This is a genomic window from Parabacteroides gordonii MS-1 = DSM 23371 (genome assembly GCF_000969825.1).
Lineage (GTDB): Bacteria > Bacteroidota > Bacteroidia > Bacteroidales > Tannerellaceae > Parabacteroides > Parabacteroides gordonii.
In genome coordinates this window covers 1,569,057-1,586,555 of sequence record NZ_KQ033919.1, presented here as the reverse complement: position 1 = coordinate 1,586,555, position 17,499 = coordinate 1,569,057, and the positions used below count along the sequence as shown (strand labels likewise).

Genomic DNA, 17,499 nt, shown 5'->3' with positions numbered 1-17,499 from the left:
CAACAAAGATAGAATAAAGTAGAATAGGATAACAAGATGATAAAGAAAATATTATGTACCGCCCTGATACTGTGCTGTTCTTACCTGCCACAGGCACAGGCGCAAACACAGACTCCCCAGCCTGTAAAGCAGTTGCTGAATGCCCCTTACATGAAAGGGGCCACTTTTTCGATCGTGGTAAAAGACCTGCAGGATGGAAAGACCTTGTATAGTTACGACACAGACCGCCTGGTGTCGCCCGCTTCGGTACTGAAGACGGTGGCAACTGCAACGGCTCTGGAAATACTGGGCGAAGATTATCGTTTTGAGACGACGCTGGAGTATGACGGAACGATCAGGGAAGGGGTGTTGAACGGTAACCTTTATATAAAAGGCAGCGGCGACCCGTCGTTGGGCTCGTCCCACTTTGCACCCGACAGGGGTACTTATACGCCGGCAAAGAACAAGTTTATGCCCGAATGGATCGCGGCGCTGAAGAAAGCCGGTATCCGGAAGATAAACGGGGCGGTTGTGTCCGACGAAAGTATTTTCGATACTGAAGGATCGTCTATCAAATGGCTGCGTGAGGATATGGGGAATTATTATGCGCCGGGAAGCTATGGCCTTTCGGTGTTCGACAATATGTATAAACTCTCCCTGAAAACGGGTGTTCCCGGTAGCCGTCCGGTAGTAAAGGGGACTGATCCCGCCTTGCCATCCGTCCGTTTTATCAATTATCTGGAAACGGCTCCGGTGGCTTCCGACAGTGCTTATATTATCGGTGCGCCGTTGGCCGGCGAGCGTTATTTATACGGTGTCCTTCCTGCCAACCGCGACGGGTATATACTGAAAGGGGATATTCCCGATCCGGCCTTGTTCCTGGCAGGTTACGTGACTACAGGGCTGGAACGCGCAGGTATCGAGGTGACGGGAGAACCGACCTGCTACCGGATCGAGTCGGAAGCGGGTAGATGGAAGGAGGGTAACAGGAAAACGGTCGTCACCACCTATTCTCCTACTTTGAAGGAGATTGCGAGCGTCACCAACCATGTCAGCCATAACTTGTTTGCGGATGCATTGGTTAAGACCGTTGGATTGCAATATCAGCCACGGAAGAATGAAGTGATCTCTTCTTTCGGACGGGGGGTGAAGGTGGTTGCAGACCATTGGAAGAAGAAAGGGCTGGATATCTTCCCGCTGCGGATGAATGACGGTAGCGGACTGGCTCCGGCTGATAAGGTTTCGGCCGGCTTTATCGCCGATATGCTGGTTTATATGGCTACGAAGTCGGATGCATCGGATGCTTTTATCGCTTCATTGCCGCAGGCAGGCGTCGAAGGTTCGGTACGCAACCTGTTGAAAGGAAGTAAGCTTCAGGGAAAAGCACGGCTGAAAAGCGGTGGCATCACCGGGGTGAGAAGTTATGCCGGATATATAACAAAAGACGGCAAGCAGTATGCCGTTGCCGTTTTCTCCAACAACTATTCCTGTAGCATGGGCGAAATGACGAAAGGGCTCGAAAAGTTGTTGTTGCAGCTTTTCTAGTTGACAGTTGTCTACTGCCCCTTGTCAACTTCTTAGGGCAGTAATGCCCTTTGTGCCAGGAACTCCATGAACTTCTGTTTGTAGTTGTCGGAGATCGGGATATATTCTTTGCCGAATACGATGCGGTTGCGTTCGATCACTTTGATCTTTTCGGGTTGCACGATGAAGGAGCGGTGCACACGGATGAAACGGTCGGTCGGCAGCATATCTTCCAGGCTTTTCATGCTCATCAGTGAAAGGATCGGGCGGGGCTCGTCTTCCACATATATTTTGACGTAATCCTTCAATCCTTCGATATATAAGATCTTACGGAGTTCGATCTGCATCAGTTTGTATTCTGTTTTGATGAAGATGCTTTCGATTGTGTGGGCAGTTCGCGGACTGTCCGTACCCGGGGCGGTTGTCTCCGGATGGGATTGGCCTTCGCGCAGCAGTTCGTACCATTGCAGGGCTTTGTTGGCCGATTTCAGGAAATCGGGATAGCTGATCGGTTTTAGCAGGTAGTCGAGTGCATTCACTTTGTAGCTGTCGAGCGCGTACTGGCTGAAAGCGGTGGTAAAGATAATACGTGTGTCACCTTCGAGGATACGGGAGAACTCCATCCCGTTGAGCTCCGGCATCTGGATGTCGAGGAAAAGCAGGTCGACGGGCTCTTTGCTGAGGATGGGGAGCGCGTTGACGGCACTGTTGTATTTTCCCGCCAGGCCGAGGAACGGCGTCTTATTCACATAACTTTCCAGCAGGCTGATAGCCAGCGGTTCGTCGTCGATGATGGCACATGTCAGTTTCATACGCTTTCGTCTTTTGGTTCGTTTCCGAGTTGTAACTCCAACATACAGTAATAGCTGTCGCCGTCTACTCCGCACGAGAAAATATGCCGGTTGGGATAGAGCAGGGCCAAGCGTTTCTTCAGGTTGCGGATGCCGATGCCCGAGCCGCTTTTGTCCTGTTCTGCATTTTTCGGGAAATAGCTATTGCGCAGGTAACAGACAACCAAGTCGCCGTTCTGGTGGATATCCAGATGGATGTACGACGGTTTGTTGTTGCTTACCCCGTGCTTGAAGGCATTCTCGATAAGCGAAATGAACAGGAGCGGGGCGATTTCCGCATCCGGTCTGAGGGATGATATCTCGGTTTTCAGTTCTACATTTTCCGGCAGGCGGATACGCATCAGTTCCACATAATTGCGGATAAAGTCGAGTTCCTTTTCCAGGAGAACAAGTTGCTGGCTGCTTTCGTAAAGCACGTAACGGAGCAGGCGACTCAGGTCGTGCACGGCTTCCTGTGCCCGTTCGGGACTGAAGGCAATCAGGCTGTAGATGTTATTCAGCGTGTTGAACAGGAAGTGCGGGTTCAGCTGGCTTTTCAGGTTTTGCAATTCGGCTTCGGCGCGGCTCTTTTCCAGTTCGCGGCGTTCCGACTCCACCTGATACCAGCCGCTCGTCATTTTGATGGCTACGCTAAGACCTGCTACCAGGCCGTAAAGCATGGCATTGCCGAAGAAAAAGCCGATGATCTCTTTCAATTCCTTCTCCTGACGCGGGTGATGGAACTCCGGAGGGGGCAACATATGCATCAGGAGGTGTACCAACACGATTGTCGCTGCGATCAGTAGTACATTGCTGAGAAAGAACTTCCAACCGTGCTTGGAAAACAGGAATTGTTTCACCAGAAGGAAGTAGTTCACATAGAACACCAGCATGAAGGAGAGCGGAACGATAACGAACCGTATATAACTCTGAACAGTAACTTCCTGTGTCTCCCTGCCCGTAAAGAAAAAGGGCAGGCCGATCAGGATCCCCCAGGCAGCCATATGGATGATGCTGCCCATTCCTTTTATCGGGGGGGATACATGTGTCTGTGTTGTTCCTTCTGTATTCATACTCACAAAGATATTAATTTATTCGTAACGTATCGCTTCGATCGGGTCGAGCTGTGCCGCTTTCTTAGCCGGATACCATCCGAAGAATACTCCCGTGACGGTACAGACGGCGAACGACAGCATCACGCTCCACGGTTGTATATAGATCGGGAAGTGGGCTACCACATTCACGATCAGGGCGGCTCCTACGCCCAGCACCACTCCTATCAGTCCGCCCGTTACGCTGATCAGGATAGACTCGATCAGGAACTGCGCCAGGATGTCGATCCCTTTGGCTCCGATACTCATACGGAGACCGATCTCGCGGGTACGTTCCGTAACGCTGACGTACATGATGTTCATAATACCGATACCACCAACGAGTAACGAAATACCGGCCACAGCCGCCAACAGCACGGTCATCATGTCCGTAGTGCTTGTCAACATCGTGCTCAACTCCTGCTGACTACGGATGGTAAAATCATCATCGTCACTTTCCTTCAACTTATGGTTGCGGCGCAGTATTTCTGTTATCTCATCAATGGCCTGGTCGGTGTATTCCTCTTTGAGTGCCGAACAGGTAATGCCTTGCAGATGGGTGATGGCCAGGACTTTTTTCTGAATAGTTGTGTATGGAGCTAAGATTAGGTCGTCCTGGTCCATTCCCATGCTGTTGTATCCTTTGCTTTCCAGCACGCCTACGATGCGGAAAGGTAATTTCTGAAAACGTATGACTTTTCCTACGGGGCTTTCGCCGCCTGTGAAAAGGTTGTCGACTACGGTTTTACCGACTACGCATACTTTGGCGGCGGTCTGGATGTCCTGTTCGGTGAACATTTCACCGTCGCCCACTTTGTAGCGGCGTATTTCCAGATAGTCGGGGCTGATGCCGTAGACCGTTGTCGGTGTGTTGTTGGCGCCATAGATCGCCTGTCCGCTGCTGTTCACCGAAGGGGAGACGGCAGACACATAGCGCGTTTCGTCGACAATGTTCTGATAGTCCTCCAGCTTCAGCGTTTCCATGGCGGATGCATCCTGACGTACGCCACCTCGCGTATCGGCGCCGGGGTGTATCATGATCATGTTGGAACCCATCTCGCTGATCTGGGCTTGTATGCTCCGCTTCGATCCCTGACCGATGGCCAGCATCGTGATCACCGAGGCTACGCCGATGATGATGCCTAGCATCGTCAGGAAACCGCGCAACTTGTTGTTGGCGAGGGCGCGGAGAGCTATTTTTATGAGGTTTGTTCCGTTCATTGTTAGTCGTCGTTTTTCGGCAGTTTGGCTAACGCCTCTGCCGCATTCTGTATGTTGGTATTCACCGTATCCGATGTCACATGGCCGTCGCGCAGGGTGATGTTGCGACTGCTGTATTGGGCGATCTCCGGATTATGGGTCACGAAGATGATCGTACGTCCTTCGGCATGGAGCTTCTGGAAAAGTACCAGGATCTCGAACGAGGTGCGCGTATCCAGGTTACCGGTCGCTTCGTCGGCCAGGATCACGGCCGGGTCGTTCACCAGGGCGCGGGCGATGGCTACACGTTGCATCTGTCCGCCCGACATCTGGTTGCTTTTGTGCATCAAGCGGTCGCCCAGCCCTACGGCGATGAGTGCCTGTACGGCTTTCTCGTGGCGGGCCGAGGCGCTGTAGTTGGGGTTATACATCAGCGGGAGTTCCACGTTCTCAACGGCTGTTGTCTTGGGTAACAGGTTGTAGCTCTGGAACACGAAGCCGATCTTACGGTTGCGCAGCGTGGCACGGGCGTTCTTTCCCATCGTACGGACGGATACGCCGTCGAGGTAATACTCGCCTTTGGTCGGTGTGTCGAGACATCCCAACGTATTCAGCAGCGTACTTTTCCCCGATCCGGAGGTTCCCATGATGGTGACGAATTCGCCTTCGTATATCGTGAAGCTTACGCCACGCAAGGCATGGACGGTTTCGTCGCCGACCTGGAAATCGCGCTTGATATTATCTAGTTTGATGATCTCTTTCATTGTTCTGCTTATTTAACTGTCAACTGTCACTTGTCAACTGTTTTTATTTCTTCTTGTTTCCTCCCGGAGGGCCTGGCATGAACGGGCTCTTTTCCGTAGCGGCGGCTACCGGGGCTGCTCCGTTGGAAGCCATATCCACTGCGATCTCTTCGCCTTCGGTCAGTCCGTCGGTTACTTCGATCATGTTGCCGCTGGTGGAACCTACGGTGATCACTTTCGGAAGCAGTTGCTGTCCTTGTTTTACCCAGATAAGGCGTTTGCCGGCGGGTGCTTCCTGTGCGCTGTTCTCAGCCGTGAGTCCGGTTCCCAACAGTAATTCTTCTTCCGGGACGAAGCGGAGTGATTTGGTCGGTACGGTCAGCACATTATCGCGTTCAAGCGTGTAGATCGTCACGTTGGCCGTCAGACGCGGTTTCAATTTCAGATCGGGATTGTCGGCAGTGATAACCACTTCGTACGTCACGACGGTGGAAGTAGAGGTAGATGAACTGCTGCTGCTACTGCTGTCGCCCAGGCGTATCTGTTTGACTGTCCCTTCGAACACATCGTTCGGGTAAGCATCTACGGTGAAGCTGACGCGCTGTCCGTCTTCTACATTACCTATATCGGCTTCATCCACATCGGCAATCACCTGCATCTTCGTCAGGTCGGCGGCGATGGTGAACAGGGTCGGGGTTTCGAAGCCGGCGGCTACCGTCTGTCCTTCTTCAACGGCACGGTTGATGACAACGCCGTCGATCGGGCTGGTGATGGTGGCGTATTCCAGGTTGCGGTTTACTTTCACCATCGAGGCCTGGCTCTGTTCGTAAGCGGCTTTCGACTTCTCATAATTGTAAGTCGCCGTTTCGTAATCGGAGTCGCTTATCAGTTTCTTGTCGAAAAGAACTTTGCTGCGTGCATAATTCTTTTGCTGGTATTCGTATTCACTCTTGCTGCTGGCCAGTTGTGCCTGGGCGGAAGCGAGTTCGGCTTTCAGGTTCACTTTATCCATTTCTGCAATCAGTTGTCCTGCTTTCACCACGTCGTTGTAGTCGGCATACAGCTTGTCGATGATGCCGGATACCTGGGTACCGACTTCGACTTCCGTTACCGGCTCGACCGTTCCGGTTGCCGTCACTGTGTTGGAGATGGAGCTGCGGCCTACTTTGGCAGTTTCGAGCCGGATGCCACCTTTAGCCGATTTGCCTGTGAAGAACCAGACGCCTCCGGCTACGAGCACAACGGCTGCTATTCCGATAATAACTTTCTTGTTCATATGTTTTCCTGTTTTATTTTTTCTTTACTGGTGACTTAGAGCAGATTGATTTCTTCTCCCTGATAGAAGCGCAGCAGGCCGGCATTGAGTATGGCTGTGTATTTGGCCTGAAGCGTTTCCTGCTGTGCGCTCAGCAGGTTGTTCTTTTCGGTGAGCAGTTCCACGGTATTCTTCATACCCAGGTTGAACTGTTCGCTGACGAGGGCGTAGCTGGCCTGTGTACTTTTCAGCTTTTGGGTGGCGGCTACGTATTGCTGTTGGGCGCTGTTGGCACTCAGCCAGAGGCTTTCGATGGTTTTGTAGAGCGTCTTCTGCTCGTCCATCAGATCCAGTTGGCTGGTTTGCATCTGTAGCTTGGCCTTGTTGATTGTGCTTTTGGTCTGCCGTTTGTCGAAGATGGGAATGCTCAGGGTCAACCCTATCGAGTTGTTCCAGTTCTGTTTGACCTGTTCGCTGAAGCTGAAGTCGTTGCCGTTGGCATTCGTTGTTCCGATCCCTGCGCTCAGGCTTAAGGTCGGGATGTAACCGGCACGGGCTATCTTGATGTTCATATCCGAAGCTTCGATATTCAATTTTCCTGATTCGATTTCGGGACGCAGGTTGAGAGCAGTCTGATAAACATCGTCTTTGGTAGGGAGCGGGATCAGTACGCTGCTGTCATCCAGTTGCGGCAGGAAAAGATCCATTTCAAAGTCGCCGTCCAGTTCGAGGAGTTGCTTCAGTTGCAGTTTGTAGTTCTGGAGGGTGGTTTGTGCAGTGACCAGTTGGTAGTTGTCATTGCTTACCTGTGCTTCCAGTTGGGCCAGGTCGCTGGAGGCGATGCTTCCGGCGTCGAACAGTTGTTGTCCGCGTTCGAACTCTTTGCGGCTGACTTCCAGTGTCGACTCGTTCACCTTCACGGCTTCGGCCGAGTAGAGTATTTGTACGTACAGCTGGGTGATGTTTTCCTCGATGGAGTTTTCGCTCTGGTCGACGGTGAGTTCAGCCATGCGGCTGTTCAGCTGTTGCTGTTTGACGGTGTTCACGCGCTTGCTTCCGTTGTAGACAGTCCAACTGGCGTCGATGCCGTAGCTGCCGTTGTACGATGTCTTGCTTTCACTGGTGGTGATGTTGTCGCCGCTGATGATGGTTCCGCTGGTGTTGTTCGGACGGTTTACGATACGCTGGCTGATATTACCGCTCAGTGAGGGGAGGAAATCGGCTTTTGCCGTCTTTACATCTTCCTGGGTGCTTTCGACGCTGATACGGTTGCGCCGGATAGTGATATTATGCTCCAGTGCATAATCGATACAATTACGAAGCGTCCATTGCTTCGGCATGTCGTCCTCTGCTTTCATTCCGGCAGGCAGAAGAAGCAGGCAGGAGAGGATTATTAGAGATACTTGTTTCATAATGCTTTCGTTTTGCGACCTAAACAATCTTTTTACCTTGTTACGGAAGCAAAACTACTTTACATTAAAAAACTGTACAATTAGAATAGAAATAGAGCGAAGGTTCGTCGACCAATAGAAGGATTTTGCCGATAAACAGGTATATGAAAAAAGGCAAGTCAAACGACCTGCCTTTAGTCTGTTATGATTGAAAACTCCTTTTACCGGGTGAAAGAAACGGTTGTGTTTCCGTTCGCTTTCCGGATGAATATCTTCTTGTCGTACTCATCATCATCCGAATAGATATGTGTGCCGTTGTATTTCCAGGAAACGATTTTCCCCCAGTACTTTCCTCCGACAACGCCCTTGTCTGTGTATTTATAGGTGATTTCCATTTTATCGGTATCGCCGTTTACATAGATAGGGAACGTATAAGTACTTTGTCTTTCATCTCCGTAAGCGCTCACCGTACAGTAATGGAGCTGTTCTTCCGAATCATAAAGTATCCAGTTGTGATTGCCGTTGTAGCGGATGGTGTTGCTTTCGACATCGCGGATGTTGTCGTAGGTGCGTTCGAGCGGATTGTCCAGCTCTTCGTTCCACGAGACAGGGAAGGTTTTCAAGTCGCTCGGGTTGATGAGGTCGTTTCCCTTTTCATCTATATAATAGAATCGTAAAGTGTTTCCTCTTGAAAAGAAGTTTCCCTCCGGTATATTGTTATACCATACTTCTTCGTTGTCTTCTTCCTCATCTCCGTCTTTGCCGTTTAATAAATAGTTGTTGCAGCCGGAAAGGACGGTCGCACAAAGGAACAGCAACCATATACCAAATAGATTATTTGTTTTCATCGTATATAAACACTTTACTTATTGATTCTTATAATTCTCTCAACCAGATATTCCGGAAACTGATCGGTTCGCTCGGATCGCCGTGGCTCTGCAGCACGATCGGGCCTGCTCCGTGCGGTATCACTTTCGGGAAGCCGATATATTCGGTTGTACCGAGGATGGTCGTGTTGTTCTGTAGCACGATACCGTTCTGAATAACCGTGATGCGCGGCGGTACGCGGTAGGTTCCGTCTTCTTTGAATACAGGAGCGTTGTAGATAATATCGTAAACGTTCCATTCGCCCGGTTTACGCATGGCGTTTGCCAGCGGTGGAGTCTGTTTGTAGATACTTCCGGTCTGTCCGTTCACGTATGTTTCGTTATTGTAGCAGTCGAGTACCTGCACTTCGTACATGCCTTGCATGAAGATTCCGCTGTTGCCGCGTGCCTGGCTTGTTCCGGTGATGTTTTCGGGAACGCACCATTCGATATGCAGCTGGTAGCTGTCGAATTTCTGCTTGGTCTGGATATCGCCCGTCTTTTTGTTTACAGTGAATACGCCGTCGTGGACAGTCCATTGAGCCGGTTCGCCTTTGGTGTTTTCCCAGGCAGACAGATCTTTGCCGTCGAACAGGACGATAGCATCCGAAGGAGCCGAATTGGTTTTGATGTCACCCGGCGTTACGATCTTAGGTTGGGGAGTCCAATATTCCGACATGCCCGGAGTCATCTGCTCGGGTTTCGGATATTCTTTTTGCTGTGCACTGAGATTAATACAAGCTGTACAAGCCATAGCAGCCAGTACAGCTTTGATAGTAATGTCTTTCTTCCTCATGGGTCTAAATAATTTTAGGTTTACAATTAAGTAATTGCAAATCTACGTAATTATTTGTCACGTTGTCATCGTATTGCCCAAAAATCTGAAAGAAGTGTTACGGGTTATGGCTGAAAAGGCGTTTTTCTGCCAGTGCTTCGTACTTCGTTCCCGGTCGTCCGTAGTTGCAGTACGGATAGATGCTGATGCCGCCCCTTGGGGTGAAAATACCTGTTACTTCGATGTATTTCGGATCCATCAGGCGGATGAGGTCTTTCATGATGATGTTTACACAGTCTTCATGGAAGGCGCCGTGACTGCGGAAGCTGAACAGGTATAACTTCAGGCTCTTGCTTTCCACCATCTTCACATCGGGAATGTAGTCGATGTGGATTGTGGCAAAGTCCGGCTGTCCGGTGATCGGGCAGAGGCTGGTGAACTCCGGGCAGTTGAAACGTACCCAGTAATCGTTGTCAGGATGTTTGTTGGTAAATGCTTCCAGTACTTCCGGCGCATAATCCTGTTTGTATTCGGTGGAACCGCCTAACAGATGCAGTTCGTTTTCGTCTTTTCTTGTATCCATTTTATTGTTTGTCTACTGTCGATTTCTTCTTAAGATATTTCTCTAATCCTTCCTTGCGCAACTTGCAGGCCGGGCAATGGCCGCAACCGTCGGCAGGGACGCCGTTGTAGCAGGTCAGCGTTTGCGTGCGTACCAGGTCGAATACGCCCAGTTCGTCGGAAAGCTGCCATACTTCGCTCTTATCGCGATCCATCAGCGGGGTGTGGATGACGAACTGTTCGTCCATCGCCAGGTTCAGCGTCACGTTGAGCGAACGGACGAAAGTGTCCCGGCAATCCGGATATCCGCTGAAATCGGCTTCCGATACGCCCGTCACCAGGTGGAAGATGCCTTTGCTCCGTGCCATAATGGCGGCGAAGGTGAGGAACACCATGTTTCTGCCCGGAACGAATGTGTTCGGATAACTGTCGGCCGGCTTATCTTCGTCCATCGTGATCGAAGTGTCCGTCAGCGAGTTGGGAGCCAGTTGGCTGATCAGGGAAACGTCCAGCAGCTGGAACGGGACATGGGCGTCTGCAGCGATCTTGCGTGCAATATCAATTTCGAGAGAATGTTTCTGGCCGTAAGTAAAACATACGGCTTCTACACGTTTAAAATGCTTCTTTGCCCAGAAAAGGCAGGTCGTGGAGTCTTGTCCACCGGAGAAGCATACCAGAGCGGCTTCTTGATGTTTCATACTTTTCTTGTTTTATACGTGGTTTAGCAAGCACACGGCAAGGGAGACATTCCTTTGCGCTGCAAAGATAAATAGATTTTCCGAATTATTTGATTTGATGGCGGATTGCACACTAATAATGAAAATGTGCGGCACATTCTGGTTAAAAGTGTGCAATATTAAGGAAAAGTATTTATCTTTGCTGCCGTTTTTGTAATAAAGAAAAGTAAAACATGAAGAAAAAAGTATTATTAGGTGCGGCATTGGCGATGTTGCCACTGTTCTCTTTCGCTGGTGGATATTTGACGAATACCAATCAGCATGCAGCCTTTTTAAGATCACTTTCGCGAGGTGCTGCAATCGATATAGATGGTGCTTTGTCTAACCCTGCGGGCCTTTCTTTCTTGCCGACAGACGGTTTCCGCGTAGGCGTGAGTATCCAGAGTGCTTTTCAAACTAGAAATATCGATGCTTCTTTCGGTACATATAATGGTTTCGATCCGGTCAATCAGAAGCCGACAATGGCAGAGACTCCCTACAAAAAGTATTACAAAGGGAAAGCAGCAGCCCCTGTGATTCCGAGTGTTTTCGCAGCTTACAAAAAAGGCGACTGGACTATTTCCGGATTCTTTGCCATCACAGGCGGAGGAGGTAAGGCTTCGTTTAACGACGGTTTGCCTATGTTCGAATCGGCTGCTATGGCCGGTATATTCAAGGAAAGTTTGACAAACTATATAAAGACAGGCGGTCAAAGTCCCATCGTCACTCCGGAAATGTATACTATTAACAGTGCGATGGACGGTAAACAGTTTATTTATTCTCTACAACTTGGTTTGGGATACAAAATCACGGACTGGCTTTCAGCCTTTGCCGGTGGTCGGATGAATTATTTTTCAGGGAACTACGACGGTTATCTGAATGCGAAGCTAAAACAAAATTTAGGCGGATCAGAATTGATGGCGCTGGCTTTGGATTGTGACCAGACAGGTTGGGGATTAACGCCGGTTCTTGGAGTCGACATCAAACATGGCAAATTCAATTTCGGTGCCAAATATGAGTTCAAGACGAACCTGAACATCGAAAACGATACAAAGAAGTTGGATTATCCTGAAAGTGCGGAAGATCTGGTGGGTGCTTACAAGCATGGTGTGAATACGCCGAACGATATTCCTTCCATGCTTTCCGTGGCTGCTTCTTATCAGTTTTTGCCCATGTTGAAAGCTTCTGTTGAGTATCACTTTTTCGATGATAAGAAAGCGGGAATGGCCGGTGGAAAACAGAAAGAGCTCGAAAGAGGTACCAACGAGTATTTGCTGGGTATCGAGTGGGATGTTATCAAGAGATTGACTATTAGCGGTGGTGCCCAGATTACGGATTATGGTTTGTCGGACAAGTATCAGAGCGATACCAGTTTCTCCTGCGACTCTTACTCATTGGGCTTCGGAGCTAAGGTGATGTTGAGCGAAAAGATGGCATTGAACGTAGGGTATATGTGGACAACCTACCATGATTATACAAAGAAATCGGATGACTACTGTGGCACGGGTCTTCCCGGAACGAATGTATATAGCCGAACCAATAAAGTATTTGGTTTAAGTCTGGATTACGCTTTTTAACCTATACATATATATAATAAATCAGACAAAGGGGACTTGCTTTCTTGGCAAGCCCCCTTTCTTTTTACCTGTCCGGCAGGTGGTTGAATTCTCATATATTATGATACTGGATTGTCATAATATATGGTATTCCAGTGTCATAATATATGAGAATGCAGTATCACAATATATGGCACAGGAGTAGCATAATATAGGACAATGAAATAGCCTAATATAGGCTACCGGAATAGCATGCAGGGAATAGGAGTTGTTGTTTAACGGATAGCTACCTTGCGGACTGTATCGCCGATGCGGATGATGTAGTAACCTTTGGCAATATTTACGGTATATTCGCCGTCCGGTTGTTTCATTTCAAATTCTTTTACGCGGATACCAACGACGCTGTATATTTCGAGTTTGCTTCCGATCGGAGCATTCTTTACAACGATCTTATTATCGTAGGCGCTGATTGAAACGGAGTCGGGTTTTACTTGTGTTGTAACAGGTTGGGCTGTCGCTACAACGCGCGTCGAGTCAGCCGCCTGCTGTGCCTTCACAGTGAGCGAGTTACCAACGTAAACGCTGATCAGTAGAATGATGGAAAATAATATTCTCATATTCAAAACCCTAAATTCGTACAAATGTATGAATAATTTTGAATATGGGCGGTATTTAGCTGTTATTATTTGAGAAAAGCCGCTTCATCAGATGGGAAGAACCATGCCTTCGTTACCCAGAATGGTGCCGGGAAATACTTCCTGTGCTTCCTTGTGGAGTTCCGATAGCTCTTCGTAGCGGGCGGAATAATGCCCGATCACCAACCGCTTCACATTTGCCTGGCGAGCGATCTCTGCGGCCTGACGGGCAGTGGAGTGGAAGGTTTCTTTGGCGCGTGCCTTGTCGCTTTCCATAAACGTCGCTTCATGGTAAAGCAGGTCTACCCCCTCTATAATAGGGATAATGGAAGGGGAATAGGCAGTGTCCGAGCAATAGGCGTACCGTTTGGCGGGTGCGGAAGGGCGTGTCAGGCGTGCGTTGGGAATGACTTCGCCTTCCGGCGTGATGTAATCTTTTCCCTGCTTGATATCCTTCATCCATTTGACGGGCACCTGGTAGAAGTCTGTCATTTCGCGGATGATATGCGCTTCTTTGGGTTTCTCGGCAAACAGGAAGCCGCAGGTCGGGATACGGTGCTTCAACGGGATGGAGTAGACCGACAGGGAGCGGTCTTCCATGATCAGCGAATGGCTGCGGGTATCTATATGATTGAAACGAACTTCGTAAGGCATCCCTTTGCAAAAGGTGTCGAGCACGGGGCGCATATAGTTCTCGATCTCCTTCGGGGCGTGAATGACCAGATCGCCGGTACGACCCAGCATACCGAGTGTAGAGAGCAGGCCGGGCAAGCCGAAACAGTGGTCGCCATGCAGGTGGGAGATGAATATATGGTTCAGCCGGCTGAATTTGATACGCATGTTACGCATCTGCACCTGAGTGCCTTCACCACAGTCTATCATATATAATTTATCTCTTAAATCTACGACCTGGGAAGTTGCCAGATGCCGCGTGGTCGGTAACGCCGAACCACATCCCAAAATGTTTAAGTTAAAATCAGCCATAAAGGAATACCTAGGATATTTGTTTGCAAAGATAATACAAAAGCATCTGTGTTCTGTGAAAAATAGCAAAAAATGCAGCTCGATTGTTCGTAGGATGAGTTGGATTACATATATTTGTTTGCTGTCCTTATGGAAGCAAAATATTGTAAGTGAAAAGACTTAAGATATTTTATTCTAAGCCTTAACTAACTTTTTCTTTTTGTTTAAAACGGTTAAATGTAGAAACGGCCAAGCGTGAGCTTCGCCGTTTCCTTTGTTTTATAGGGTCTGTTTCTTGCAAAGGGCGGTTCGCGAACCGCCCGTACGGACGCCATGTTCTTTAGTAAGTGTGCCCGTCTTTCTGCTCCATTTCTTCCGCATCGATCTTATGCAGGTCGAGTGCACGCCAGGCATAAAAGATATACGCCAGAACGAAAGGCACCAGGATAGATACGTAGCTCATCACTTTCAATGTAAATTGACTTGAACAACTGTTCTGGATTGTCAGCGAACTCTGCAGGTCGGTGATGGACGGATAATAAGCCGTGTTGTTCCATCCGGCGCAAAGCAGCAGGGCGAGTACGGTCAAGACTGTTCCTGTTCCGGCAAACCAGATGCCTTTCCGCCATGTCTGCGACAGGATTGTTTTGATAATACCGAACAATACGAGTACAACGCCAGCCAGCAAAACGACCAGTACGGCCGGCATCTGGATCAGGTTGATGAAGTATTTGTACGGTTGCATAAATACTTCCTGCGTCTCCGGATTGACCGCGAAACCGTCCACCAGCAGTAAACGTACGAGAAATATCAGGAAGAACACCAGGAATAAAGCGGTTTCCGGAATCAGACGTTTCCGGCAGCGGCTTACTATATCCTTATTATCGATGTTGTTGATAAAATAAAGCAAAGCCTGTACGCGTGCCAGGAAGAACACAGCCAGTCCGAGGCAAACGTTCCAGATCACAAAGGCGGCTTCCAGTCCGTGCAGCGAATTGTTCCAGGTGGAGATAACCGGCATGGCAATGTCTGTCATCTGTCCTTTGTTGACAGAGAATTCAGCTCCGTTGAAGAAGGTGGCAACAGCCGTACCCAACAGGATCGGGCCTAACACACCGTTAATGATCAGGAATACCTGATACGTCTTTTTTCCCAGCAGGTTCCCTTTCTTTGCCTGATATTCGTACGATACGGCCTGGATAACGAAGCAAAGCAGGATCAGCATCCACACCCAGTAGGCACCGCCGAAGCTGGTGGAATAGAACAGGGGGAAAGAGGCGAAGAACGCACCACCGAAAGTAACCAGTGTCGTAAAGGTGAACTCCCATTTACGCCCTGTGGAGTTGAGCAGCATCTTTTGTTCGAGTTCCGTTTTCCCGATCGAGAAAAGCAACGACTGTCCTCCCTGAACGAAAAGCAGGAATACTAACAGTGCTCCCAGCAGGGAAACGAGGAACCACCAGTAATGTTGTAATAATATATATGTACTGTCCATGGTGTATATTTTTAGTTATCATTGTTAGTAGATACGGCAGGGCCTTTCTTGATCGCTTTCACCATAATCCCGACTTCAGCGATCAGCAAGACCGTGAAGAGGATCAGGAAGAGGAAGAACGTCGTCTGAACCGACGAGGTAGCCAGCTTCGAGATAGAAGCACTGGTCGGGAGTATGTCTTGTATGGCCCAGGGCTGACGGCCTACTTCGGCAACCACCCATCCCGCTTGTCCGGCTATATAACCGAGCGGTATCGACCAGAGACAAACCCATTGGAGCCAGCGGGTATCTTTGAACTTATCTTTTTTGCTCCAGATAAGGGCAACGATAAAGAGCAGGATAAAGTATCCGCCCAGGATAACCATAATACGGAACGAGTAAAATGTCATTCCTACGTGGGGAACCAGTTCGCCCGGATCTTTTATGTATCCGTAACCGAAGTAAGGGAAGTTTTCGTCGAGCGTCGCCCGGTATTGTTTGGCGGCAACTTCGTCTTTTTCTTTCACTGCCTTGCGGTAGTTCGCCAGTGACTGGATAGCCAGTTGGCCTTTGGCGATCTTTTCGGCTGCCGATAGGGCAGGCGTACCGTCTGCGGTAGTATAACCGCCTTCGATCAGGTTCGTGATACCCGGTACATAGCCGTCCACTTTGCGTTCAGCCAGCAGCGACAGCATCTTCGGGATCTGTATGTTGAAGATGAATGGTTCTACATTATCGTTATAGCTGGTCTTTGCCGGGTTCAACATGCCGATACCGACCAGCCCGACACCGTTTCCTCCTTCATAAAGCCCTTCCATCGCGGCAAGTTTCATCGGTTGTTTCTGAGCAACCTGGTAAGCGGAACCGTCACCCGTCCAAAGGATCAGCAGGGAAGCGACCAGTCCGAAGATGGCTCCGATCTTAATGCTTTCCAGCGCAAAACGTGTTTCCCGCTTTTTCAACAGATACCAGCTGCTGATACCTATTACGAACAATGCACCTACGATCCAGCCGGATAACACGGTATGGAAGAATTTGTTGATGGCTACCGGCGATAAGGCAACGGCCCAGAAGTCGAACATCTCGTTGCGAACGGTATCCGGATTGAACTCCATGCCCACCGGATACTGCATCCATGCATTGGCAATCAGGATCCAGAGAGCGGACAAGGTGGCCCCGACGATGGTCAGCCAGGTAGAAGCCAGGTGGAAGCGTTTGCTCACTTTATCCCAACCGAAAAACATGACTGCGATAAAAGTCGCTTCCATAAAGAAAGCAAGGATACCTTCGATGGCCAGTGGCGCTCCGAAAATATCACCGACGAACCAGCTGTAATTCGACCAGTTCGTTCCGAACTCAAATTCGAGTATAAGGCCGGTGGCTACACCGATCGCGAAGTTAATACCAAACAGCTTCATCCAGAACTGAGCTGTCTTTTTCCAGAATTCGTCACCTGTTTTGTAATAAATCGTTTCCAGTATTGCCTGGATCACGCCAAGCCCTAAAGTCAGGGGTACAAAAAGCCAGTGATACATGGCCGTGAGAGCGAACTGTGCCCTCGACCAGTCAATCAAAGAAGTGTCAATGCTTTCGATCATAACTATATTAATTAAGGAGTAATTGCTCGTTGGATCAATTCACCTGATACGTGTTCCTGTTTCTCGGAATCGCTGTCGAACTTCCCCAGATAATTAGGAAAGAAAAACAGTTTTAATATAAAAAACATGATGAAGAGCTTGACCAATATAATCAGCCATAGCGTTTTACCTAGCTTCATAGATCGGAATCCTTCCAGGTAAAAGTGGTAAATTCGAATGAATATTGGTTCCTTTTTCATGCTTATGTCTTCATTTATATAACAGATATAAGGTAAATATGTTTTCTGCTAGACAAATATAACAGAAAGGACGACTTTCTGCGCCCCTAACCGGATAGATAAT

The 17,499-nt window shown here is 49.1% G+C and carries 17 protein-coding genes; 2 read left to right on the top strand and 15 right to left on the bottom strand.

Going from position 1 to position 17,499, the window contains the following annotated elements; genetic code table 11:
- The first annotated feature begins 36 nt into the window (after positions 1–36).
- The gene (gene dacB, locus HMPREF1536_RS06430; RefSeq protein WP_028727114.1) at positions 37–1,524 is read left to right on the top strand and encodes a D-alanyl-D-alanine carboxypeptidase/D-alanyl-D-alanine endopeptidase; all 1,488 of its coding nucleotides are present in this window, start codon (positions 37–39) and stop codon (positions 1,522–1,524) included.
- A gap of 32 nt (positions 1,525–1,556) precedes the next feature.
- On the opposite strand, the gene HMPREF1536_RS06425 is transcribed toward dacB, so the two are convergent.
- The 10 genes from HMPREF1536_RS06425 to queC all read right to left on the bottom strand — a co-directional run bounded on the left by HMPREF1536_RS06425 (position 1,557) and on the right by queC (position 10,913).
- Entirely contained in the window at positions 1,557–2,315 is a 759-nt protein-coding gene (locus tag HMPREF1536_RS06425; protein ID WP_028727113.1) for a LytR/AlgR family response regulator transcription factor, read from the bottom strand.
- On the bottom strand, positions 2,312–3,406 hold the full coding sequence (locus tag HMPREF1536_RS06420) for a sensor histidine kinase (protein WP_028727112.1): 1,095 nt from the start codon (positions 3,404–3,406) through the stop codon (positions 2,312–2,314). The genes HMPREF1536_RS06425 and HMPREF1536_RS06420 overlap by 4 nt, the downstream gene beginning before the upstream one ends.
- Before the next feature lie 18 nt (positions 3,407–3,424).
- A complete protein-coding gene (locus HMPREF1536_RS06415) occupies positions 3,425–4,645 on the bottom strand; it encodes an ABC transporter permease (protein WP_028727111.1) in 1,221 nt (406 codons plus the stop codon).
- A 2-nt stretch (positions 4,646–4,647) separates the two neighbouring features.
- Positions 4,648–5,388, bottom strand: a complete 741-nt coding sequence (locus HMPREF1536_RS06410; RefSeq protein WP_028727110.1) for an ABC transporter ATP-binding protein — start codon at positions 5,386–5,388, stop codon at positions 4,648–4,650.
- Positions 5,389–5,431: 43 nt separating this feature from the next.
- Positions 5,432–6,643, bottom strand: a complete 1,212-nt coding sequence (locus HMPREF1536_RS06405; RefSeq protein WP_028727109.1) for an efflux RND transporter periplasmic adaptor subunit — start codon at positions 6,641–6,643, stop codon at positions 5,432–5,434.
- A 35-nt stretch (positions 6,644–6,678) separates the two neighbouring features.
- On the bottom strand, positions 6,679–8,034 hold the full coding sequence (locus HMPREF1536_RS06400) for a TolC family protein (protein ID WP_028727108.1): 1,356 nt from the start codon (positions 8,032–8,034) through the stop codon (positions 6,679–6,681).
- 200 nt (positions 8,035–8,234) lie between these two features.
- Positions 8,235–8,861: a hypothetical protein gene (locus HMPREF1536_RS06395; RefSeq protein ID WP_028727107.1), complete on the bottom strand. Its 627-nt coding sequence runs from the start codon at positions 8,859–8,861 to the stop codon at positions 8,235–8,237.
- Positions 8,862–8,889: 28 nt separating this feature from the next.
- Positions 8,890–9,675 (bottom strand): 3-keto-disaccharide hydrolase, encoded by a 786-nt coding sequence (locus HMPREF1536_RS06390; protein WP_028727106.1) that lies wholly within the window; start codon positions 9,673–9,675, stop codon positions 8,890–8,892.
- Positions 9,676–9,772: 97 nt separating this feature from the next.
- On the bottom strand, positions 9,773–10,237 hold the full coding sequence (gene queF, locus HMPREF1536_RS06385) for a preQ(1) synthase (RefSeq protein WP_028727105.1): 465 nt from the start codon (positions 10,235–10,237) through the stop codon (positions 9,773–9,775).
- Position 10,238: 1 nt separating this feature from the next.
- Entirely contained in the window at positions 10,239–10,913 is a 675-nt protein-coding gene (gene queC / locus HMPREF1536_RS06380; protein ID WP_028727104.1) for a 7-cyano-7-deazaguanine synthase QueC, read from the bottom strand.
- A 212-nt stretch (positions 10,914–11,125) separates the two neighbouring features.
- Here queC and HMPREF1536_RS06375 point away from each other — a divergent pair, with 212 nt between their 5' ends.
- Positions 11,126–12,508, top strand: coding sequence for an OmpP1/FadL family transporter (locus HMPREF1536_RS06375; RefSeq protein ID WP_028727103.1), 1,383 nt, complete (start codon positions 11,126–11,128; stop codon positions 12,506–12,508).
- 254 nt (positions 12,509–12,762) lie between these two features.
- On the opposite strand, the gene HMPREF1536_RS06370 is transcribed toward HMPREF1536_RS06375, so the two are convergent.
- The 5 genes from HMPREF1536_RS06370 to HMPREF1536_RS06350 form a co-directional block, all read right to left on the bottom strand.
- Positions 12,763–13,104: a hypothetical protein gene (locus HMPREF1536_RS06370; RefSeq protein WP_028727102.1), complete on the bottom strand. Its 342-nt coding sequence runs from the start codon at positions 13,102–13,104 to the stop codon at positions 12,763–12,765.
- Positions 13,105–13,191: 87 nt separating this feature from the next.
- The gene (locus tag HMPREF1536_RS06365; protein ID WP_028727101.1) at positions 13,192–14,106 is read right to left on the bottom strand and encodes a ribonuclease Z; all 915 of its coding nucleotides are present in this window, start codon (positions 14,104–14,106) and stop codon (positions 13,192–13,194) included.
- Between the two features lie 319 nt (positions 14,107–14,425).
- A complete protein-coding gene (locus HMPREF1536_RS06360; RefSeq protein ID WP_028727100.1) occupies positions 14,426–15,580 on the bottom strand; it encodes a cytochrome d ubiquinol oxidase subunit II in 1,155 nt (384 codons plus the stop codon).
- Positions 15,581–15,591: 11 nt separating this feature from the next.
- Positions 15,592–17,157 carry a cytochrome ubiquinol oxidase subunit I gene (locus tag HMPREF1536_RS06355; protein ID WP_028727099.1) on the bottom strand — a complete coding sequence of 522 codons (1,566 nt, stop codon included), beginning with the start codon at positions 17,155–17,157 and terminating at the stop codon, positions 15,592–15,594.
- 11 nt (positions 17,158–17,168) lie between these two features.
- Positions 17,169–17,396 (bottom strand): DUF4492 domain-containing protein, encoded by a 228-nt coding sequence (locus HMPREF1536_RS06350; protein WP_028727098.1) that lies wholly within the window; start codon positions 17,394–17,396, stop codon positions 17,169–17,171.
- Positions 17,397–17,499 lie beyond the last annotated feature (103 nt).

Excerpts from the sequence above, each read along its gene's own strand:
- HMPREF1536_RS06365 (WP_028727101.1), bottom strand. The coding sequence starts at position 14,106 with ATGGCTGATTTTAACTTAAACATTTTGGGATGTGGTTCGGCGTTACCG.
- HMPREF1536_RS06355 (WP_028727099.1), bottom strand. The coding sequence starts at position 17,157 with ATGATCGAAAGCATTGACACTTCTTTGATTGACTGGTCGAGGGCACAG.
- HMPREF1536_RS06425 (WP_028727113.1), bottom strand. The coding sequence starts at position 2,315 with ATGAAACTGACATGTGCCATCATCGACGACGAACCGCTGGCTATCAGC.
- queC (WP_028727104.1), bottom strand. The coding sequence starts at position 10,913 with ATGAAACATCAAGAAGCCGCTCTGGTATGCTTCTCCGGTGGACAAGAC.
- HMPREF1536_RS06400 (WP_028727108.1), bottom strand. The coding sequence starts at position 8,034 with ATGAAACAAGTATCTCTAATAATCCTCTCCTGCCTGCTTCTTCTGCCT.
- HMPREF1536_RS06350 (WP_028727098.1), bottom strand. The coding sequence starts at position 17,396 with ATGAAAAAGGAACCAATATTCATTCGAATTTACCACTTTTACCTGGAA.
- HMPREF1536_RS06405 (WP_028727109.1), bottom strand. The coding sequence starts at position 6,643 with ATGAACAAGAAAGTTATTATCGGAATAGCAGCCGTTGTGCTCGTAGCC.
- queF (WP_028727105.1), bottom strand. The coding sequence starts at position 10,237 with ATGGATACAAGAAAAGACGAAAACGAACTGCATCTGTTAGGCGGTTCC.
- HMPREF1536_RS06395 (WP_028727107.1), bottom strand. The coding sequence starts at position 8,861 with ATGAAAACAAATAATCTATTTGGTATATGGTTGCTGTTCCTTTGTGCG.
- HMPREF1536_RS06415 (WP_028727111.1), bottom strand. The coding sequence starts at position 4,645 with ATGAACGGAACAAACCTCATAAAAATAGCTCTCCGCGCCCTCGCCAAC.
- dacB (WP_028727114.1), top strand. The coding sequence starts at position 37 with ATGATAAAGAAAATATTATGTACCGCCCTGATACTGTGCTGTTCTTAC.
- HMPREF1536_RS06390 (WP_028727106.1), bottom strand. The coding sequence starts at position 9,675 with ATGAGGAAGAAAGACATTACTATCAAAGCTGTACTGGCTGCTATGGCT.
- HMPREF1536_RS06370 (WP_028727102.1), bottom strand. The coding sequence starts at position 13,104 with ATGAGAATATTATTTTCCATCATTCTACTGATCAGCGTTTACGTTGGT.
- HMPREF1536_RS06360 (WP_028727100.1), bottom strand. The coding sequence starts at position 15,580 with ATGGACAGTACATATATATTATTACAACATTACTGGTGGTTCCTCGTT.
- HMPREF1536_RS06420 (WP_028727112.1), bottom strand. The coding sequence starts at position 3,406 with ATGAATACAGAAGGAACAACACAGACACATGTATCCCCCCCGATAAAA.
- HMPREF1536_RS06410 (WP_028727110.1), bottom strand. The coding sequence starts at position 5,388 with ATGAAAGAGATCATCAAACTAGATAATATCAAGCGCGATTTCCAGGTC.
- HMPREF1536_RS06375 (WP_028727103.1), top strand. The coding sequence starts at position 11,126 with ATGAAGAAAAAAGTATTATTAGGTGCGGCATTGGCGATGTTGCCACTG.